This is a genomic window from Actinomadura sp. DC4, assembly GCF_030406325.1.
In the GTDB taxonomy this organism is placed as follows: domain Bacteria; phylum Actinomycetota; class Actinomycetes; order Streptosporangiales; family Streptosporangiaceae; genus Actinoallomurus.
Map to the genome: position 1 here is coordinate 1 of NZ_JAUEQY010000015.1, position 17,381 is coordinate 17,381.

General features: G+C 71.2%; 13 protein-coding genes. 9 read left to right on the plus strand and 4 right to left on the minus strand.

What is annotated here, in order from left to right; translation table 11 throughout:
- Positions 1-1,846, minus strand: a 1,846-nt coding sequence (locus QWU11_RS24065) for a type I polyketide synthase (RefSeq protein WP_290116651.1), incomplete at its 3' end; no start/stop codon positions are given.
- A 337-nt stretch (positions 1,847-2,183) separates the two neighbouring features.
- Here QWU11_RS24065 and QWU11_RS24070 point away from each other — a divergent pair.
- The gene (locus QWU11_RS24070) at positions 2,184-3,284 is read left to right on the plus strand and encodes a cytochrome P450 (RefSeq protein ID WP_290116652.1); all 1,101 of its coding nucleotides are present in this window, start codon (positions 2,184-2,186) and stop codon (positions 3,282-3,284) included.
- Between the two features lie 44 nt (positions 3,285-3,328).
- Entirely contained in the window at positions 3,329-5,086 is a 1,758-nt protein-coding gene (locus QWU11_RS24075) for a cytochrome P450 (protein WP_290116653.1), read from the plus strand.
- A 62-nt stretch (positions 5,087-5,148) separates the two neighbouring features.
- Here QWU11_RS24075 and QWU11_RS24080 read toward each other — a convergent pair whose 3' ends face one another.
- A complete protein-coding gene (locus QWU11_RS24080; protein ID WP_290116654.1) occupies positions 5,149-6,024 on the minus strand; it encodes an alpha/beta hydrolase in 876 nt (291 codons plus the stop codon).
- Between the two features lie 9 nt (positions 6,025-6,033).
- A complete protein-coding gene (locus tag QWU11_RS24085; protein WP_354670897.1) occupies positions 6,034-6,918 on the minus strand; it encodes a methyltransferase domain-containing protein in 885 nt (294 codons plus the stop codon).
- A 143-nt stretch (positions 6,919-7,061) separates the two neighbouring features.
- On the opposite strand from QWU11_RS24085, the gene QWU11_RS24090 reads away from it, so the two are divergent.
- The 3 genes from QWU11_RS24090 to QWU11_RS24100 are packed head-to-tail and all read left to right on the plus strand — an operon-like array spanning position 7,062 to position 11,292.
- Positions 7,062-8,480 (plus strand): FAD-dependent monooxygenase, encoded by a 1,419-nt coding sequence (locus QWU11_RS24090; protein WP_290116656.1) that lies wholly within the window; start codon positions 7,062-7,064, stop codon positions 8,478-8,480.
- A gap of 18 nt (positions 8,481-8,498) precedes the next feature.
- A complete protein-coding gene (locus QWU11_RS24095) occupies positions 8,499-10,967 on the plus strand; it encodes a type I polyketide synthase (RefSeq protein WP_290116657.1) in 2,469 nt (822 codons plus the stop codon).
- Positions 10,954-11,292, plus strand: a complete 339-nt coding sequence (locus QWU11_RS24100) for an acyl carrier protein (protein ID WP_290116658.1) — start codon at positions 10,954-10,956, stop codon at positions 11,290-11,292. Before QWU11_RS24095 ends, QWU11_RS24100 begins: the two co-directional genes overlap by 14 nt.
- Positions 11,293-11,358: 66 nt before the next feature.
- Here QWU11_RS24100 and QWU11_RS24105 read toward each other — a convergent pair whose 3' ends face one another.
- Entirely contained in the window at positions 11,359-12,654 is a 1,296-nt protein-coding gene (locus QWU11_RS24105) for an activator-dependent family glycosyltransferase (protein WP_290116659.1), read from the minus strand.
- Between the two features lie 170 nt (positions 12,655-12,824).
- Here QWU11_RS24105 and QWU11_RS24110 point away from each other — a divergent pair, with 170 nt between their 5' ends.
- Genes QWU11_RS24110 through QWU11_RS24125 form a run of 4 tightly spaced genes read left to right on the plus strand, consistent with a single transcriptional unit; the run spans position 12,825 to position 17,377 of the window.
- Entirely contained in the window at positions 12,825-13,733 is a 909-nt protein-coding gene (locus QWU11_RS24110) for a putative sugar O-methyltransferase (RefSeq protein ID WP_290116660.1), read from the plus strand.
- Entirely contained in the window at positions 13,730-14,716 is a 987-nt protein-coding gene (locus QWU11_RS24115; RefSeq protein ID WP_290116661.1) for an NAD(P)-dependent oxidoreductase, read from the plus strand. Before QWU11_RS24110 ends, QWU11_RS24115 begins: the two co-directional genes overlap by 4 nt.
- On the plus strand, positions 14,685-15,989 hold the full coding sequence (gene rfbH / locus QWU11_RS24120) for a lipopolysaccharide biosynthesis protein RfbH (protein ID WP_290116662.1): 1,305 nt from the start codon (positions 14,685-14,687) through the stop codon (positions 15,987-15,989). Before QWU11_RS24115 ends, rfbH begins: the two co-directional genes overlap by 32 nt.
- Entirely contained in the window at positions 15,986-17,377 is a 1,392-nt protein-coding gene (locus tag QWU11_RS24125; RefSeq protein WP_290116663.1) for an NDP-hexose 2,3-dehydratase family protein, read from the plus strand. The genes rfbH and QWU11_RS24125 overlap by 4 nt, the downstream gene beginning before the upstream one ends.
- The last annotated feature ends 4 nt before the right edge of the window (positions 17,378-17,381 follow it).

Consider the following 17,381-nt stretch of genomic DNA (forward strand, 5'->3'; position numbering starts at 1 on the left):
CATCCACCCGCGACAGCTCCGAACCATCCCCGCGGACCACCTCGTCCAGCGACCAGTCCACATGCGGCGCCAGAGCCTTCTCGCACTCGGCCATCCGCGCCGCGAACACCGGCGACTCCTCCAGCAGCCGGGCGCCCATCCCGGCCCACTGCGAACCCTGGCCGGGGAACACCAACACCGGGCCCGGCCCGGCCTCGCCGGCCACCCCGGTCACGACGTCCGGATGCGCCACGCCCTCGGCGAGCGCGTCCAGGCCCGCCAGGCGATCCGCGCCCGCGATCACCGCACGGTGCTCGAAGACCGGGCGGGTCCGCAGCAGCGACCAGCCCACCTCGGCGGGCGACGCGGTCCCCAGCTCCCGGAGGCGGCGGGCCTGCGCCTGCAGGGCGGCGCCGCTGCGCGCCGACACCACCCACGGCAGCACTCCGCCGGCCGGCGCGACCGGCTCGGACTCTTCCTCGGCGGCCTCTTCCAGGACCAGGTGCGCGTTCGTACCGGAGAAGCCGAAGGACGACACCCCCGCCCGGCGCGGGCGGCCGGCCCGCGGCCACTCCCTGGCCTCGGTCAGCAGGCGCAGCCCGCCGGTCTCCCAGTCCACGTATTCGGAGGGCTCGTCGATGTGCAGCGTGGCCGGCAGGACGCCGTTCCGCATCGCCATCACCATCTTGATCACCCCGGCGACACCCGCGGTCATCTGGGTGTGCCCGATGTTGGACTTGACCGACCCCAGCCACAGCGGCCGGTCGGCCGGGCGGTCCGCGCCGTAGGTGGCGAGCAGGGCCCCGGCCTCGATCGGGTCGCCGAGAGGCGTGCCGGTGCCGTGCGCCTCCACCGCGTCCACTTCGGACGCGGGCAGGCGTGCGCTCGCGAGCGCCTGCCGGATCACCCGCTCCTGGGAGGGGCCGTTGGGGGCGGTGAGCCCGTTGCTGGCGCCGTCCTGGTTGACCGCCGAACCCCGTACGACCGCCAGCACCCGGTGGCCGTTGCGGCGCGCGTCCGACAGGCGTTCCAGGGCCAGCACCCCGGCGCCCTCGGCGAGCGTCATTCCGGCGGCCTTCGCCGAGAACGGCTTGGAGCGGCCGTCCGGCGCCAGCGCGCGCATCTCGCTGAAGCCGATCAGGGGCGCCGGCGAGGACATGATGTGCACGCCGCCGGCCAGCGCCAGCGTCGACTCGCGCCGCCGCAGCGACCCGCAGGCCAGGTGGACGGCGACCAGGGAGGACGAGCAGGCGGTGGCGATCGTGAGGGCGGGCCCCTCCAGGCCGAGGATGTACGAGACACGGCCGGACGTGACGCTGGCGGAGTTGCCGATGGTGAAGTAGCCCGCCGAGCCCTCGGGGACCTCCGCGTCGCTCAGGCAGTAGTCGAACCCGTCGCAGCCGAGGAAGACCCCGACGGGCGCGGACCGCAGCGACCGGGGGTCGATGCCCGCGCGCTCGATGGCCTCCCAGGAGGCCTCCAGGGCGAGCCGTTGCTGCGGCGCCATGCCGAGGGCCTCGGCCGGGCCGATGCCGAAGAAGGCGGCGTCGAACTCCCCGGCGTCGTGGACGAAACCGCCTTCGCGGACGTAGGCGGTGCCCGGGTGCTCGGGGTCGGGGTGGTAGAGCTCGTCGAGGTCCCAGCCGCGGTCGCCGGGAAGTTCGGTGATCGCGTCCCGGCCCTCCGCGACCACGTCCCACAGGTCCTCGGGCGTCCGTACGTCGCCGGGCAGCCGGCAGGACATGCCGACGATCGCGATCGGCTCATCCGAGGCCGACTCGGCGTCCTTGAGACGACGCTGGGTCTGGCGCAGGTCGGATGTGACGCGCTTGAGATAGTCCAGGAGTTTGGCTTCGTTGTCGGCCATCAGCGGGCGACCGCTCCTCTCCGCGAACGTGCCTTGTCGGAGCCTCGCCGAAGTCGCTAAAGCGTGCCTAACCCATGTCCTGCGATCGAAGAATTGCGCTTTAGCGTCCGGTAAGTGAGGTATTAGCTCTGGCCGTGACGCTGACCATGGAGAGAAAACGGTGGCGCGCTGCCTGGGGACCCATGCCGATTCGGAGTATTGCCACATGGAGAACGCCGATGACAAGAGGTGCCCCGTGACGGAGGCGCCGATCGCGTTTCCCCGGGACGCTCGTCCTGGTCCTTTCGACCCACCGGAGATTCTGCGCACTTTCCGGGAAAGCGCTCCGCTCATTCCGATGAGGTTCGCCGACGGTCACGTGGGCTGGTTCGTGACGGGCTATTCGGCCGTCCGCTCGATCCTGAGCGACGCGCGTTTCAGCGCCCGGCCCGAGCGCCACCACCTGGTCGTCGAGCTCCCCATGGCCAAGGCGTTCGCCGGCCGGCTGACCCTGAGCGTGTCGGGCATGTTCCACCTGCAGGACCCTCCCCAGCACACGCGGTACCGGCGCGTCCTGACCGGCGAGTTCACCGTCCAGCGGATGAAGCGGCTCGAACCGAAGATCACGGACATCACGCGGGCGTCCCTGGACGCCATGGAGAAGTCGGGGCCGCCGGCCGACCTGGTGGAGGACTTCGCGTTCCCCATTCCGTCCCTGGTGACCTGCGAGTTGCTGGGGATCGCGCAGGAGGACCGCGAGGGCTTCCGCTGGGCGGTGGCCACGATGTCCCGCTGGGACAGCGGCGTCGAGGAGACGCGGAACGCCCTGGACACCGTGCTCGGGTTCTTCCCGCCGCTGATCCGCCGCAAGCGGCGCGAGCCCGGCGACGACCTGCTCAGCAGGCTGATCGAGAACAGCGACCTGACCGACGAGGAGCTCGCCACCGTCGGGTACATCCTGTTCGCGGGCGGGTTCGAGACCACGGCGAACATGCTGGCGCTCGGCTCGTTCGCGCTGCTGGAGCACCCCGCCGAGAAGGAGCTGCTGCGCGCGGAGCCCGGCCTGATCAACAACGCGGTCGAGGAACTCCTGCGGTACCTCACCATCGGCCACGTCGGCCCGCAGCGCGCGGCGCTGGAGGACGTCGAGATCGAGGGCGTCCTGATCAAGAAGGGCCAGGCGGTCATGATGTCGCTTCCGGCCGCCAACCGTGACCCCGGGCAGTTCGAGGACCCCGAGAGCTTCGGTATCGCCAAGCCCGCGGGCGGCCACGTCGCCTTCGGCCACGGCGTGCACGGGTGCCTCGGCCAGCAGCTCGCCCGCGTCGTCATGCGCCTGGCCTATCCCGCGCTGTTCGACCGCTTCCCCGGCCTTCGCCTGGCGGTGCCGCCCGGCGAGGTGCCGATCAAGGAGGACGCGATGGCCTACGGCGTCCACAGACTGCCGGTCGAATGGTGACCGTGCCGATCCCCCCTGACGGAACGACCTTCGAGGAGCCGGCGATGGCCGACCAATCGACCCTCGATGACGCCCGCGACCCGCTCGCCGATCTGCTCGCCGGCGCGGCCGGGGTCGCGGACGGCGACCGGGTGCTCGACGCCGGATTCGGCTCCGCGGCCGACCTGTCCTCCGGCTCGGGAGCGTTCGACCGTGTGGTCGCACAGGCGCCGGCCTTCGAGACCCGGATGGGCTTCTTCCGCGAGGCGCACCGGGTGCTGAACCACGGCGGCGGGCTGGCCGTCGCCGACGTCGTCCTGCTCGGCGGCCGGCGCGAGGAGCGGATCCGCGAGCTGGGCGAGTGGGGGAGCGCCGTACCGGCCGACGACTGGTACGACAGGGACGCCTACGTCACGCGGCTGCGCGAGGCGGGGTTCATCGACATCGAGCTCCAGAAGGTCACCGACGACGTCCGCGACGCGCTGCTCGCGCGCCTGCCGGGGGACATGTCGCGCGAGGACAGGGCCGGGCTGCCGGCGAACACGGAGGTCGTGCTCGCATCGGCCACGAAACCGGTCAACCCGCAGTGCCCGGCGCTGATCCAGGATCCGTTCACCGCGTACTCCGAGATACGGGAGCGGACCCGGCTGGTACGTGCGGCCATGCCCGGCGTGGAACCCTTCTGGATGGTCACCCGCTACGACGACGCCAAGTCGGTGCTGAGCGACCCGCGGTTCGTGGTGAACTCGGCCAACATTCCGGGGATGGCGGACACCGCGAACCGGATCGAGCAGTATCAGCTGGCCAGCGGGATCTCGCCGGAGTTCGTCGCGTTCTCGCGGGCCAACCTGCCCAGCCTCGACGGCGCCGACCACCACAGGTTGCGCCGGCTCGTGTCCAAGGCCTTCACCCCGCGCCGGGTCGCCCGGCTGCGGCCGAGGGTCGAGGAGATCACCGCGCGGCTGCTGGACCGCCTGCCGGAGCTCGCCAAGGACGGCGTCGTCGATCTGCTCCGGCACTTCGCGACTCCGCTGCCGCTCACCGTGATCTGCGAGCTGGTGGGAGTTCCCGAGGACGAGCGCGACCGGTTCAGGGTCGCCGTGTGGGAGTGGATGGCCGGCGCGGTCTCCGGTGGGGGCACGCGCAACCGGGGGCGCCGGGAGACGGCCTTCGACTACGTCCGCGACCTGATCGAGCGCCGCCGCGCCGACCCGGAGGACGACCTGGCCTCGGCGCTGATCCGGGTCCACGACGAGGACGGCGACCGGCTGAGCGACAACGAGCTGGTCTGGACGATCCTCTCGCTGGTCGTGGCCGGCTACGAGACCACCATGCACTTCATCACGAACGGGATCGTGGCCCTGCTCACCAATCCCGATCAGCTCGCCCTGCTGAAGGAGAGCCCGGACCTGATGCCCGGCGCGGTCGAGGAACTGCTGCGCTGGTGCGACCCGGTGCTGGGCGCGCACTTCCGCTACGCGACCGAGGACGTCGAGGTCGGCGGCGAGATCGTGCGCAAGGGCGAGGTGGTGATGCCCATCGTCACCGGGGCGAACTACGACCCGCGCGTGTTCGAGGACCCGGACCGGCTCGACCTGACCCGCGAGGGTGGTCGTGACCAGGGCCATATCGGCTTCGGTCACGGGCTGCACTTCTGCCTTGGCGCCGCCCTCGCCCGCCAGGAGGCCGTGGTGGCGTTCGAGGGCCTGCTGCACCGTTTCCCCGACCTCGGTCTCGCCGTCGACCAACGCGAGCTGAGGCACGGGCGCGAGCATATGTGGAAGTTCGTGTCCCTTCCGGTACGCCTGAGCGCCGAGGGCTGAACACGACGAAACTCCTCTCCCGCTATGAGGGAGAGGAGTTCGCGGGCCGGCGGGGCCCGTCGCTACGGCCCGGCCTCGCGGGCCAGATCGAGCAGGTCGTTCGAGATCCGCTTCGGGTGCTCACTGTGGAGGTAGTGCTCGGCGCCGACGTACCACCGGACGGTCGCGTCCGGCAGCGCCCGCGCCGCGCCTTCCACCCATTCCCGGGTCTGCTTTCCCCCGGCCACGGACTCGTGGTTGATGGCGGGCAGCAGCATGACCGGGACGGTGACCAAGGGGTACCACCGGTGCGGACGCTCGTCCCACACACTTTCGAGTATCGACAGGAAATGGGAGTCGGGCAGGCGCGGGAACAGCAGCCCGCCCGGGCCTTCGCGCAGATCGGCCATTGACGCCTCGATCGCGGCGTCGGACCACTGGGGGTGGGCCGCGCGCAGACCGGCGCGCGCTTCGAGGGCGCCGGCGCCCTCGCGGCCCGCGCGCTGCTGGGCGACCACGGCGCGCCAGCGCTCCCGGCGTTCGACCATCATCGGCGCCACGTCGACCCAGCCGCCGTCGACCAGCGCGAGCCCGCCGACGAGCGCCGGACGCTCGGCGGCCAGCTGCAGAGCGACGCTTCCACCCCAGGAGTGGCCGGCCACCACGGCGCCGTTCAGCCCGAGCGCGGAGGCGACCGCGGCGACGTCCGAGGCGGCCGTGGCGGTGTCGTATCCCGCGTCCGGGGTGTCGGAGTCCCCATGTCCGCGCAGGTCGACCGCGTACGTCGGAAAGTGTTCCGCGGCGAGCAGGTCGGCGACCTCATCCCATTGCCGGGCGTTCGACGCGAGGCCGTGCAGCAGGAGGAACGCCGGACGCCGCGTGCCCGGCCGGTGCCGCACGCGCAGTCGCACGCCGTCGGTCGCCGGGATGGAGAGATCCTGGGTTCCGGCCTCAGGCATGGACGTCTCTCAGGGCCGCCGCGCCGTGATCAGCACGTAGCCGAGCTCCGGCATACGGGCGATCCTCTCCTGGTTTCCGATGAGCAGCTCGTACCCCTCGTTGCCGAGGATCTCGACGAACTGGTCGCGGCGGGACCGCAGGCCCGCGGCGAAGGCGGCGTTCGTGGGGAACGTCTCCTTGGTGACGTCCCGGATGTTGTCCGCGACGAGGCCGGCGCGCTCGAGCACGTCCTTGTACTCATCCAGCGGGGTCAGCGTCGCGTAGATCGTGCTGTACCGCTTGCTCAGATCCACCGGGCCGTCCTCGGGCTCGATGTAGATCATGTCCGCGATGGACATACGGCCGCCGGGCCGTACGACGCGTGCCACCTCCGACAGGACCTGGACCTTGTCCGGCATGTGCAGCATCGACTCCAGCGCCCAGGCGCCGTCGAACGACCCTGCCTCGTACGGCAGGTCCATCGCGTTGACCTGCTCGAATGAGACGCGGTCGGCCACGCCGGCCGCGCGGGCGCGCTCGTTGGCGCGGGCGACCTGACGTGCGCTGACGGAGATGCCCACGACCTCGACCTGGCGTGCCCTGGCGAGCTGGAGGGCCGGCGTTCCGTTTCCGCAGCCCACGTCGAGGATGCGGTCGCCGGGCTTCGGGTCGAGCCGGCGGATCATCTCGTCGGTCATCTCTATGGCGGCTTCGTCGAAGCTGCGCTCGTCGTTCTCGTCGTCCCATAGGCCGTAATGGAGATTGCCGTCCCAGAGCTCGGCCATCACGTCGAAAATACCGTGATCGTAATAGCTTCCGATCGCGTGCGAGTCGGTGGGCTTTTTCTCCTCCGCAATTACGACGGAGCGCAGTTTCGTGTCGTCATTCGTCGTCATGTTCGCACCATCTCCCATGTCTTGCTGGGCGGCCACCCCTTACAGCCCCCTTGACCCCCTATTCGGGGAAGCGCAAATCATGTATTAGTCACGCTTTAGTGGAGTGGACGATATTAGCCGCGAAGACGTATGTAAGGCGAAAGAGACGGAGTATGGCGCAGATGAGCCGACCCACACATGCGGTCGTCATGGGCGGCGGCCTGGCGGGAATGCTGACGGCGCACGTGCTGGCCCGTCACGCCGGCTCGGTCACCGTCGTGGAGCGCGACGTCCTCCCCGACGGACCCGAACACCGTCGTGGCGTACCCCAGGCGCACCATGCCCACCTGCTCTGGTCGAACGGCGCGCGCGTGATCGACGAACTGCTGCCCGGCACGACCGGCCGGCTGCTCGGCGCCGGCGCGCGCCGAATCGGCTTCCAGGGCGACCAGGTGACGCTGACCGTACGCGGCTGGCAGCATCGCTTCCCGCCGACCCAGTTCGCCATCCTGTGCACCCGTCCGCTCCTGGACTGGACCATCCGCGACCAGGTGCTGTCGGCGGGCCGTATCAGCGTGCACCAGGGCGCCGAAGTGGTCGACCTGTGCGGCGACGGCGGCAGGGTCACCGGCGTACGGGTGCGCGACGCCGACAGCGGCGAGACCACCACCGTCGAGGCGGACCTGGTGGCGGACGCCACCGGCCGTGCCTCCGGGCTCCGGCACTGGCTGTCGTCGCTGGGAGTGGCCCCTCCTGAGAAGGACGTCGTCGACGCGGGCATCGGGTACGCCACCCGGCTCTTCGCGGCGCCGCCCGGCGCGACGACCGCGTTTCCCGCCGTCAACGTCGGTGCCTTCCACCGCGAGGGCGAACCCGGCCACTTCGGCGTGGTGTACCCGGTGGAAGGCGACCGGTGGCTCGTCACACTGTCGTGCACCCGCGGCGGGACGCTGCCCGCGCACGAGGACGAGTTCCAGGCGTTCGCGCAGACCCGGCTGGGGCACCCGCTCGTCGCCGACCTCATCGGCTCGGCAGAGCCGCTGACCCCCGTGTTCCGCTCCCACTCCGGCGCCAACCGGCGCCTGTATCCCGAACGGCACGATGGCTGGCCGGAGGGCCTGATCGTCGTCGGCGATTCGCTCACGGCGTTCAACCCGGTCTACGGCCACGGGATGAGCGCGGCGGCGCGCTGCGCCGCCGCGCTGGACCGGGAGCTGGCCTCCGGGGGCACGACCCGGCGGATGCAGGAGGCGATCGGCGCGGCCGTGGACGACCCATGGATTCTCGCGGCCTCGAAGGACGTCGGCTACGTGAACTGCCGGATCGACGCGACGGACCCGCGGCTGATCGGCGAGCACACCGTGCAGCAGCGGCGCTTCGCCGACTCCATCATCGACAAGTCGCTCGGCAGCCCCGGGGTCTGCGAGGTGGTGACCGACGTGATCAGCCTCTCCGCCGGACCGGCCGAGCTGGGGTCCAGTAATTTCCTCGCCCTGATGGCACGGGAGAAGCCCTACCCGAAGCTGACCGGGCCGCCGCTGCGTTCCGACGAACTCGACATCGTACGGCTGCGCGCCTATGAGAGCGTTCCGACCGCCTAGCCGGAGAGAGGGCCCAGCATGGCGACCGAAGAAAAGCTCGTCGACTACCTGAGGTGGACCACCGCCGAGCTGCACCAGGCCAAGCAGCGCCTGGAGGAGTACGAGTCGAGGGACCGGGAGCCGATCGCGATCGTCGCGATGGCCTGCCGGTTCGCGGGCGGCGCGCGGTCACCGGAGGAGCTGTGGCGGCTGGTCGCCGAGGGCGAGGAGACGATCTCCGGTTTCCCGGCCGACCGCGGCTGGGACGTCGACGCGCTCGGCGGCTCGGGCGAACGAGCCGGCGGCTTCGTCTACGACGCGCTCGACTTCGACGCCTCCTTCTTCGGGATGAGCGAGGGCGAGGCGCTGGCGACCGAGCCGCAGCAGCGGCTGCTGCTGGAGCTGGCCTGGGAGGCCGTCGAGCGCGGTGGCATCGACCCGCACACGCTGCGCGGCAGCCGTACCGGCGTCTACGCCGGCCTCACCACCCACGACTACGTCTCGTGGCACTCCCGGCTGGACGGCGCGCCGGACGGTGTCCTCGGGCATCTGAGCGACGGCATCTCGGGCAGCCTCGCCTCCGGCAGGGTGTCCCGCGCGCTCGGCCTGGAGGGACCGGCGGTGACGGTCGACACCGCCTGCTCGTCGTCGCTGGTCGCCATCCACCTGGCCGGTCAGGCGCTGCGGCGAGGTGAGTGCACGCTCGCGCTCGCCGGCGGCGCGACCATCCTGGCGACCCCCGGCCTGTTCGTGGAGTACGCGGCGCAGCCCGGCATGATCGCCCCCGACGGCCGCTGCAAACCCTTCGCGGCGGCCGCCGACGGCATGGTGTGGGGCGAGGGCGCGGGCGTGATGCTGCTGGAGCGGCTGTCCGACGCCCGGCGTGCCGGCCACCCGGTACTGGCCGTGATCCGCGGCTCGGCGGTCAACCAGGACGGCGGGGGCGGCGGGCTCGCCGCCCCGCACGGCCCGACCCAGCAGCGGCTGATCCGCGAGGCGCTGGACGGCCCCCGGCTGTCCGCGTCCGACGTGGACGCCGTCGAGGCGCACGGCACCGGCACCGCCATGGGAGACCTGATCGAGGCCCAGGCGCTGCTCGCCACGTACGGGCGGGACCGGCCGTCGGATCGGCCACTGCTCCTGGGCTCGGTCAAGTCCAACATCGGGCACACACAGGCCGCCTCGGGGGCCGCGTCCGTGATCAAGATGGTGATGGCGATGCGGCACGGAACGCTGCCCGCCACGCTGAACATCGACCGGCCCAACCCGTACGTGGACTGGTCGGCGGGCGCGGTGAAACTGCTCACCGAGCCCGCGGACTGGCGCGAGGGCGAGCATCCCCGCCGGGCCGGGGTGTCCTCGTTCGGCGTGTCCGGAACCAACGCGCACCTGATCCTGGAAGAGGCGCCCGCACCCGCGGAGCGCGCCGGCGACGTGCCGGGCCGCGTCGTGCCGTGGGTCGTGTCGGCCCGGAGCGAGAAGGCCCTGCGGGCACAGGCCGCGGCGCTGGCGGCGCATGTGACCGAGCACCCGGAGCCGCCCGTGGCCGACGTGGCCTGGTCGCTCGCGACGACGAGGTCGGTGTTCGAGCACCGCGCGGTCGTCGTCGGCGACGACCGCGACGACCTGGCGGCGGGGCTGCGTGCGGTCGCGGACGGCGCGCCCGCGCCGGCCCGGGGTGGCAGGACGGCCTGGGTGTTCGGCGGCGAGAACCTTGCGCCGGGCGCCGGCGCGGAGCTGTACGAGCGGTTCCCCGCCTTCGCCGCCGCCGTCGACGAGGTCTGGGAGCTGCCAGAGTGCCCGCCGCGCGACATGATCTTCGATGGCCGCCCGGACCTCCAGGACGCCGAGGCGCGGGTGGCACTGTTCGCGCTGCAGGCCGGGCTGGTACGGCTGCTGGAGACGGCCGGGCTGCGCCCCGACCTGGTGATCGGATACTCGTCCGGCGAGATCGCCGCCGCGTACGCGGCGGGGGTGTTCGGCCTGGCGGACGCGTGCCGGCTGGCCGCCGGGTCCGCCGGCGGCGGGCCGGACTGCGTGCCTCCGCGCGTTCCGGTAGTCGCGGGCGGGGAGCCCGCGGACGAGCGGATCGCCAAGCCCGAGTACTGGGCCGAGCGGGTCCGCCGGACCGAGGAACCGGCCGCCGTCTCCGGCGGCGCGGACGTGCTCCTCGAACTCGGCCCCTGCCCGGCCGTGCCGGCCGGCGAGCGGCCTCCGGTGACGCTTCCGGTCCTCGGCGGCGAACGCTCCGAGGAACGGACGCTGCTGGAGGCCCTGGCCCGGCTGCACACCATGGGCACTGACGTCGGCTGGGCCGGGCTGCTCGACCGCGAGCCGCCGCCCCGTACGGTCCCGCTGCCCACGTACGCGTTCCAGCGCGAGCGGTACTGGCTGTACGACGCCGTGCCGGCGACCCCGGAGGGAGAGAGCCGAGAGGAGGGCGAGAAGGGAGACGACAGGGTCCACGACATTTACGCAATGGATCGCGAAACGGTTGTCGCGGAATGAAGGTAATGGTGATTTCGACGTGAATGAGGAAGAACTTCGGCGCTCGATAGCGAGCGGCGACCTGGAAGAGCGTAAGCGGCTGCTTCAGGAGACGATCCGTACGCACGCGGCGGCGCTCCTGTCGCTCAGTTCGATCGACGAGGACAGCAACTTTCTCGAACTCGGGCTGAACTCCCTGTCCGCCATCGAGCTGACGAAGAACCTGATGAAGATTACCGACATGGAGATCCCGCTGGTCACCATCGTGGATCATCCGACGCCGGCTCAGCTCGCGAGCCACCTCGCCGAGGAATATGACCGCGCCAGCGAGGGCGTGACGCAGTAATCCGCAACGTCAAGAGGGCCGGCGCCAATGGCGCCGGCCCTCTCGACTTCCGCGGTGGCCCGCCGTTCAGCGGCGGTACCGGGCCGCCAGCCGCTCCAGCTCCGGCACCAGTTCGCCGGGGCTCGGCTGGCCGAGGATCTCCTGCCGCACCCGCTGGGCGCCGGCCTGGAAGGCGGGGTCCTCCAGCAGCCGTACGACGCCGTCGCGGATCTTCGCGGCCGTCACCTCGGCCGGCGGGATCGCCAGTCCCGCCTGGAACTCGTCCAGGTGCTCGCTCTTCAGGTGCGCGTCGGGGGCGATGCTGATCACGAGCTGCGGCACCCCGTGCAGCAGCGAGATGTTGAACCCTCCTGGGCTGCCCTGGTGGATCACCACCGAGCACGACGGAACGATGCACTGGAGCGGGACGAAGTTGACGACCCGGGTGTTTCCGGGAATGCGTGACAGCTGGTCGCGCAGCTCGTCCTGCAGGGTCACCACCAGCTCGATGTCGAGGTCGGCCATCGCGTCGAGCGTCTTCTGGATCCGCTCGATCGACATGACCTGCTGGTGGCTCCAGTCCCGCCCGGACAGCCCGAACGTCATGAGGACCCGCGGCACGGCCGGGGTGCTCCACAGCCATTCGGGCATCACGGCCGGTCCGTTGTAGGGGACGTAGCGCATGAAGAGGTAGTGCAGGGCGGTGTCGACGCGGAAGGAGGGCGGCAATTGGTCGATCGTGAAGTGGCCGTTGAACAGGTCCTCGGAGAACTCCAGCTCATACTTCTCCGTCCACCCGGTCACCCACTCCCGCAGGGGGTCCCGGCGGTCGCCGGGCGGCTGCAGGTCCCTCAGCCGCACGAACTCGGCCCGCATCGTGGCGTCGGTGTCGTGGGAGTACAGCACCCGCCCATGGGCCGCCCCCGTCGCCGCGGCGGCGATCGAACCGGCGTAGCTGGCCGCGTCCCAGAGGACCAGATCGGGCCGCCACCAGCGGCTGAACGCCACGAGGTCATCGATCATCGAGTCGTTCATGACGCTCGCCCCGGGGACGATCGCCACGTCGTACAGCCGGCTGAGGTTCTCCCAGCCGGACAGGGGCGCCTGGGTCTTGGCCAGGGGAGACTGCGGCGATCCCGCCTGCTTCAGCCACTGCTCGATGGACCCGTGGTCCCGCTCCTCCATGGCGCGCTGGGTCTTCTCCTTGATCGTCTCGGCCGACCCGACCGGGACCGCCGTCAGGCCGGTACGGGTGATGGTGTCCACCAGCTCCGGCCCGCTGGCCACGCGTACTTCGTGACCCGCGGCGCACAATGCCCAGGCCAGCGCCACGCTGTTGAAGAAATGGGTATTACCCGGAAAAGACGTGAACAGTACGCGCATATCGATAAGTCTAGGACGGCTTCTCGGCCGACCGTACCCCTGTTCTCGGTGCCGGATTCAGGGGCACCCCGTCCACTGGATTTAGCTTTTCTTTAGCCCCGTCACGGATGCTGCAAGCGTCAGCAGATACGTGGATGGCGTCGGTCGTGATCCGGGCGAAGAGGGATGAGATGGCTCGCAATCTTCAAGCCAGTCCGCAGTGGGAGCGAATCCAGCAGCACTGGGTCACCGAGGATTCGGCAGTTGATCTGACGAGTTTCAAGTCCGACAACCGGAACTACAACATCGCGCTCTGGAGCCCCGAGGCGAATGGGGTGCGGTATCTCAAGACGTTCGTCTACAACCTGGCGATCGGGCTCGGCGAGGCGGACTGGAAGCGGCTGCGCAACATCCGCAACCGCGACATCGGCGAACCGCTCACCGTACGCGTGGACGGTGAGCCGGTGTGCCTGGACTACCTGCAGGCCGTCCAGGAGCTCGGCTTCATCGAGCGCCAGGTCGGGCTGGGCGGGGCCCGGGTGCTGGAGATCGGCGCCGGGTACGGGCGTACCTGCCATGCGATGCTGGCCAACCACGACGCCGCCGAGTACTGGATCGTCGACCTGGCCAACACCCTCACGCTCAGCCGGGCCTACCTCCGCGAGGTGCTGGACGAGGCCGACTACGCCAAGGTGCGGTTCGTCGACGTCCGGGACATCGACCAGGTGCTCGAGGCGCCGCGCTTCGACCTGTGCGTCAACATCCACTCGTTCACCGAGATGACCCCCGAGACGGTCCAGGACTACCTGGAGCTGATCGACGAGAAGTGCGCCGCGTTCTACGTCAAGAACCCGGTCGGCAAGTTCCTGGACCGCAAGCTGGACGGCCACTTCAAGGGCCGCGAGGCGGTCGAGGAGGCGCTCAGCACCGGGCCGCTGCGCAAGGTGCTGGACATCTTCGACGACCAGGCGGTGGCGGCGGCGGTGCCGGACTACATCGCCGCGTACCGGCCGGGCGATGCCTGGGAGTGCGTCGCGGACGCCCGGGGCGTGCCGTGGAGCTACTTCTGGCAGGCCCTGTACAAGAACGGCGACGCGTGACGCCGACGGCGTCTCGTTCGGTCGTGGTGCTGGGCGCCTCGGGTTTCCTGGGACGTCACGTCTGCGCCGCGTTCGCGGCCGCCGGGGCACGGGTCTCGCCCGTGTCGCGGAAGGCGCGGGACGGCGTGGCCCTCGACCTCGTGCGGGCCGGGCGGCCCGAGCTCAGGCGGCTGTGCGCCGGGGCGGACGCCGTGGTGAACGCGGCCGGGGCGGTCTGGGGCGGCACCGGCCAGGAGATGGCCGAGCTGAACGCCGAGCTGGTCCGCAGGCTCACCGAGGTCCTGGCCGAACTGCCGGAGCGGCCGCGGTTCGTCAACCTGGGCAGCGCCTATGAGTACGGGCCGGTTCCGGCGGGCGTGTCGATCGACGAGGACTGGCCGCCGGCGCCGGCGACCGCGTACGGGCGCACGAAACTCCAGGGCACGCAGGCGGTCGTACGGGCCGCCGATGAGCACGGCGTGGACGGCGTGGCGCTGCGGGTCTCCGTGGCGTGCGGGCCCGGCACGCCGAAGGTCAGCCTTCCGGGGATCGTGGCCGGGCACCTGGCCGCGGGGGACGACGAACTCCGGCTCGCCCCGCTGCGAGCCCATCGCGACCTGGTGGACGTACGTGACGTCGCCGACGCGGTGCTGGCCGCCGCGGACGCCCCTCGCGGCGCGGTCGCCGGAGCTGTGATCAACATCGGCGGCGGTGCGGCCGTGCCCGTCCGCGACCTGGTCGAGCTGATGATCTCGCTGAGCGGCCGCCCGGTCCGGATCGTGGAGGAGGCGGTCGCACGGGACACGCGCTCGGACGCGCAGTGGCAGCGACTGGACATCGGCCGGGCACGCCGGACGCTGGGCTGGACGCCGCGCCGCACCCTGGCGGAGTCGATGCGCGACCTCCTCACGGCCGTGGGGGTGCCGGTCGTACGACCTGTGCCGGCGGTGCAGCCGGCCGAAGGGACCGAAGATGAGCCAACGGCTCGAGCACATCCTCGATGAGGTTCGCAAATACCACCAGGACGCCGAGAACGCGCGGGGCTTCGTGCCCGGCGTCACCGAGATCTGGCCCTCCGGGGCCGTGCTGGACGAAGAGGACCGGGCGGCGCTGGTCGCGGCCGCGCTGGACATGCGGATCGCCGCCGGCGCGCTGTCGCGCCGCTTCGAGCGCGACTTCGCCCGGCGGCTCGAACAGCGCAAGGCGCACCTGACCAACTCCGGGTCGTCGGCCAACCTGCTGGCGATGTCGGCGCTGACCTCGCCGCTGCTCCAGGACCGGCGGCTGCGGCCCGGCGACGAGGTGATCACGGTCGCGGCGGGCTTCCCGACCACGGTGAACCCGATCCTGCAGAACGGGCTGGTGCCCGTCTTCGTGGACGTCGAGCTGCCCACGTACAACACCACCGTGGACCGGGTCGCCCAGGCGATCGGCCCGCGCACCCGGGCCATCATCATGGCGCACACGCTGGGCAACCCCTACGCGGTCGCCGAGATCGCCCAGCTCGCCGACGAGCACGAGCTACTGCTGATCGAGGACAACTGCGACGCGGTCGGCTCCACCTACGACGGGCGGCTCACCGGCACGTTCGGCGACCTGACCACGGTGAGCTTCTATCCGGCGCACCACCTGACGATGGGGGAGGGCGGCTGCGTGCTGACCTCCAACCTCGTGCTGGCCCGGATCGTGGAGTCGATGCGGGACTGGGGCCGGGACTGCTGGTGCGAGCCGGGGGAGAGCGACACCTGCCACAAGAGGTTCGGCTACCAGATGGGCACGCTGCCGGACGGCTACGACCACAAGTACATCTTCTCCCACGTGGGCTACAACCTGAAGTCGACCGACCTCCAGGCCGCGCTGGGCCTGACCCAGCTCGACAAGCTCGACCGGTTCTGCGCGGCGCGGCGGCACAACTGGCGGAGGCTGCGCGAGGGGCTCGACGGCCTGCCGTGGCTGATCCTGCCGGAGGCGACGCCGCGCAGCGACCCCAGCTGGTTCGGGTTCGTGCTGACGGTGGAGCCGGGCGCGCCGTTCGGGCGGGCCGCGCTGGTGGACTTCCTGGAGACGCGCAAGATCGGCACCCGGCGCCTCTTCGCGGGGAACCTGACCCGGCATCCCGCCTACATCGGCCGTGAACACCGGATCTCCGGAGACCTGACCAACAGCGACGTCGTCACCGAACACTCGTTCTGGGTGGGCGTCTACCCGGGCCTGACCGACGAGATGATCGACTACGTGATCGCCTCCGTGACCGAGTTCGTGGAGGACCACCGGTGATCGCGCCGCTGACCCGGGAGCGCGGCGACGGCGCGCTGCCCGCGCGCATCACCCGGTCGGCCGCCGCCCGGCACGGGGTGTCGGGCGACGTGCACGACTTCCACGCCTGGTTCGCCGGGCGGCGCGCGGCCACACGCTTCGCGGTGGACCGCATCCCGTTCGACGCGCTGGACGGCTGGTCCTTCCAGGAGGGCACCGGCGACCTCGTGCACCGCAGCGGCCGGTTCTTCACGGTCGAGGGCCTGCGCGTGGAGGTCGGCGACCCGCGCACGGCCCAGTGGCAGCAGCCCATCATCCGCCAGCCGGAGGTCGGCATCCTCGGCATCGTGGCCAGGGAGTTCGACGGGGTCCTGCACTTCCTGATGCAGGCGAAGATGGAGCCGGGCAACCCGAACCTGCTCCAGCTCTCCCCGACCGTGCAGGCGACCCGCAGCAACTACACCGGGGTCCACCGGGGCGCGGCGGTACGCCACCTGGAGCACTTCATCAAGGCGGAGAACGGCCGGGTGCTGTCGGACGTCCTGCAGTCCGAGCACGGCTCCTGGTTCTACCGAAAGCGCAACCGGAACATGATCGTCGAGGTGTCCGGCGACGTGGCGCCGCACGAGGACTTCCGCTGGCTGACCCTCGGCCAGATCTCCGAGCTGATGCGGCACGACAACCTCATCAACATGGACTCACGGTCGGTCCTGGCCGGCCTGTCCGCCGACTGCACGCCGCGCGCCCTGCACTCCGACACCGACCTGCTGTCCTGGCTCGCCGCGATGCGGTCCGCGCACATCGTCCGTGCCGAGTGCGGCCCGCTGTCCGGCGTCTCCGGCTGGGTGCGGGGGGCGTCGTCGATCGACCACGAGCACGGGCGGTACTTCCGGGTCGTCGCCGTGGCGGTGCAGGCGGGGAACCGGGAGGTCGCCCAGTGGACGCAGCCGCTGTTCGAGCCGCTCGGGGAGGGGATCGTGGCGTTCCTGACCCGGGAGATCGAGGGCGTCCCGCATGCGCTCGTACGCGCCTGCCCGGAGGCCGGCTTCCTGGACACGGTGGAGCTGGGGCCCACCGTCCAGTGCACGCCCGCCAACTACGCGCACCTGCCGGCCGGCGAGCGGCCGGCCTTCCTCGACGTGGTGACCGCCCCGGATCCGGACCGGGTCCGCTACTCGGCGCTGCATTCGGAGGAGGGCGGCCGGTTCCTCAACGCGGTCAGCCGGTACCTGGTGGTGGAGGCCGACGAGAGCACGGCGCCGCTGGTGCCGCCGCCCGGCTTCCGCTGGGTGTCGCACGGCCAGCTCGCCGAGATGGCCCGTCACGGCCACTACGTGAGCGTGCAGGCGCGTACGCTGCTCGCCTGCCTCAACGCGCTCGCGGCGGACGCCCTGACCGTACGGGCCTGATCGA

Coding starts and splice junctions, on each gene's coding strand:
- QWU11_RS24070 (WP_290116652.1), top strand. CDS start 2,184: ATGAGGTTCGCCGACGGTCACGTGGGCTGGTTCGTGACGGGCTATTCG.
- QWU11_RS24075 (WP_290116653.1), top strand. CDS start 3,329: ATGGCCGACCAATCGACCCTCGATGACGCCCGCGACCCGCTCGCCGAT.
- QWU11_RS24080 (WP_290116654.1), bottom strand. CDS start 6,024: ATGCCTGAGGCCGGAACCCAGGATCTCTCCATCCCGGCGACCGACGGC.
- QWU11_RS24085 (WP_354670897.1), bottom strand. CDS start 6,918: ATGGGAGATGGTGCGAACATGACGACGAATGACGACACGAAACTGCGC.
- QWU11_RS24090 (WP_290116656.1), top strand. CDS start 7,062: ATGAGCCGACCCACACATGCGGTCGTCATGGGCGGCGGCCTGGCGGGA.
- QWU11_RS24095 (WP_290116657.1), top strand. CDS start 8,499: ATGGCGACCGAAGAAAAGCTCGTCGACTACCTGAGGTGGACCACCGCC.
- QWU11_RS24105 (WP_290116659.1), bottom strand. CDS start 12,654: ATGCGCGTACTGTTCACGTCTTTTCCGGGTAATACCCATTTCTTCAAC.
- QWU11_RS24110 (WP_290116660.1), top strand. CDS start 12,825: ATGGCTCGCAATCTTCAAGCCAGTCCGCAGTGGGAGCGAATCCAGCAG.
- rfbH (WP_290116662.1), top strand. CDS start 14,685: ATGAGCCAACGGCTCGAGCACATCCTCGATGAGGTTCGCAAATACCAC.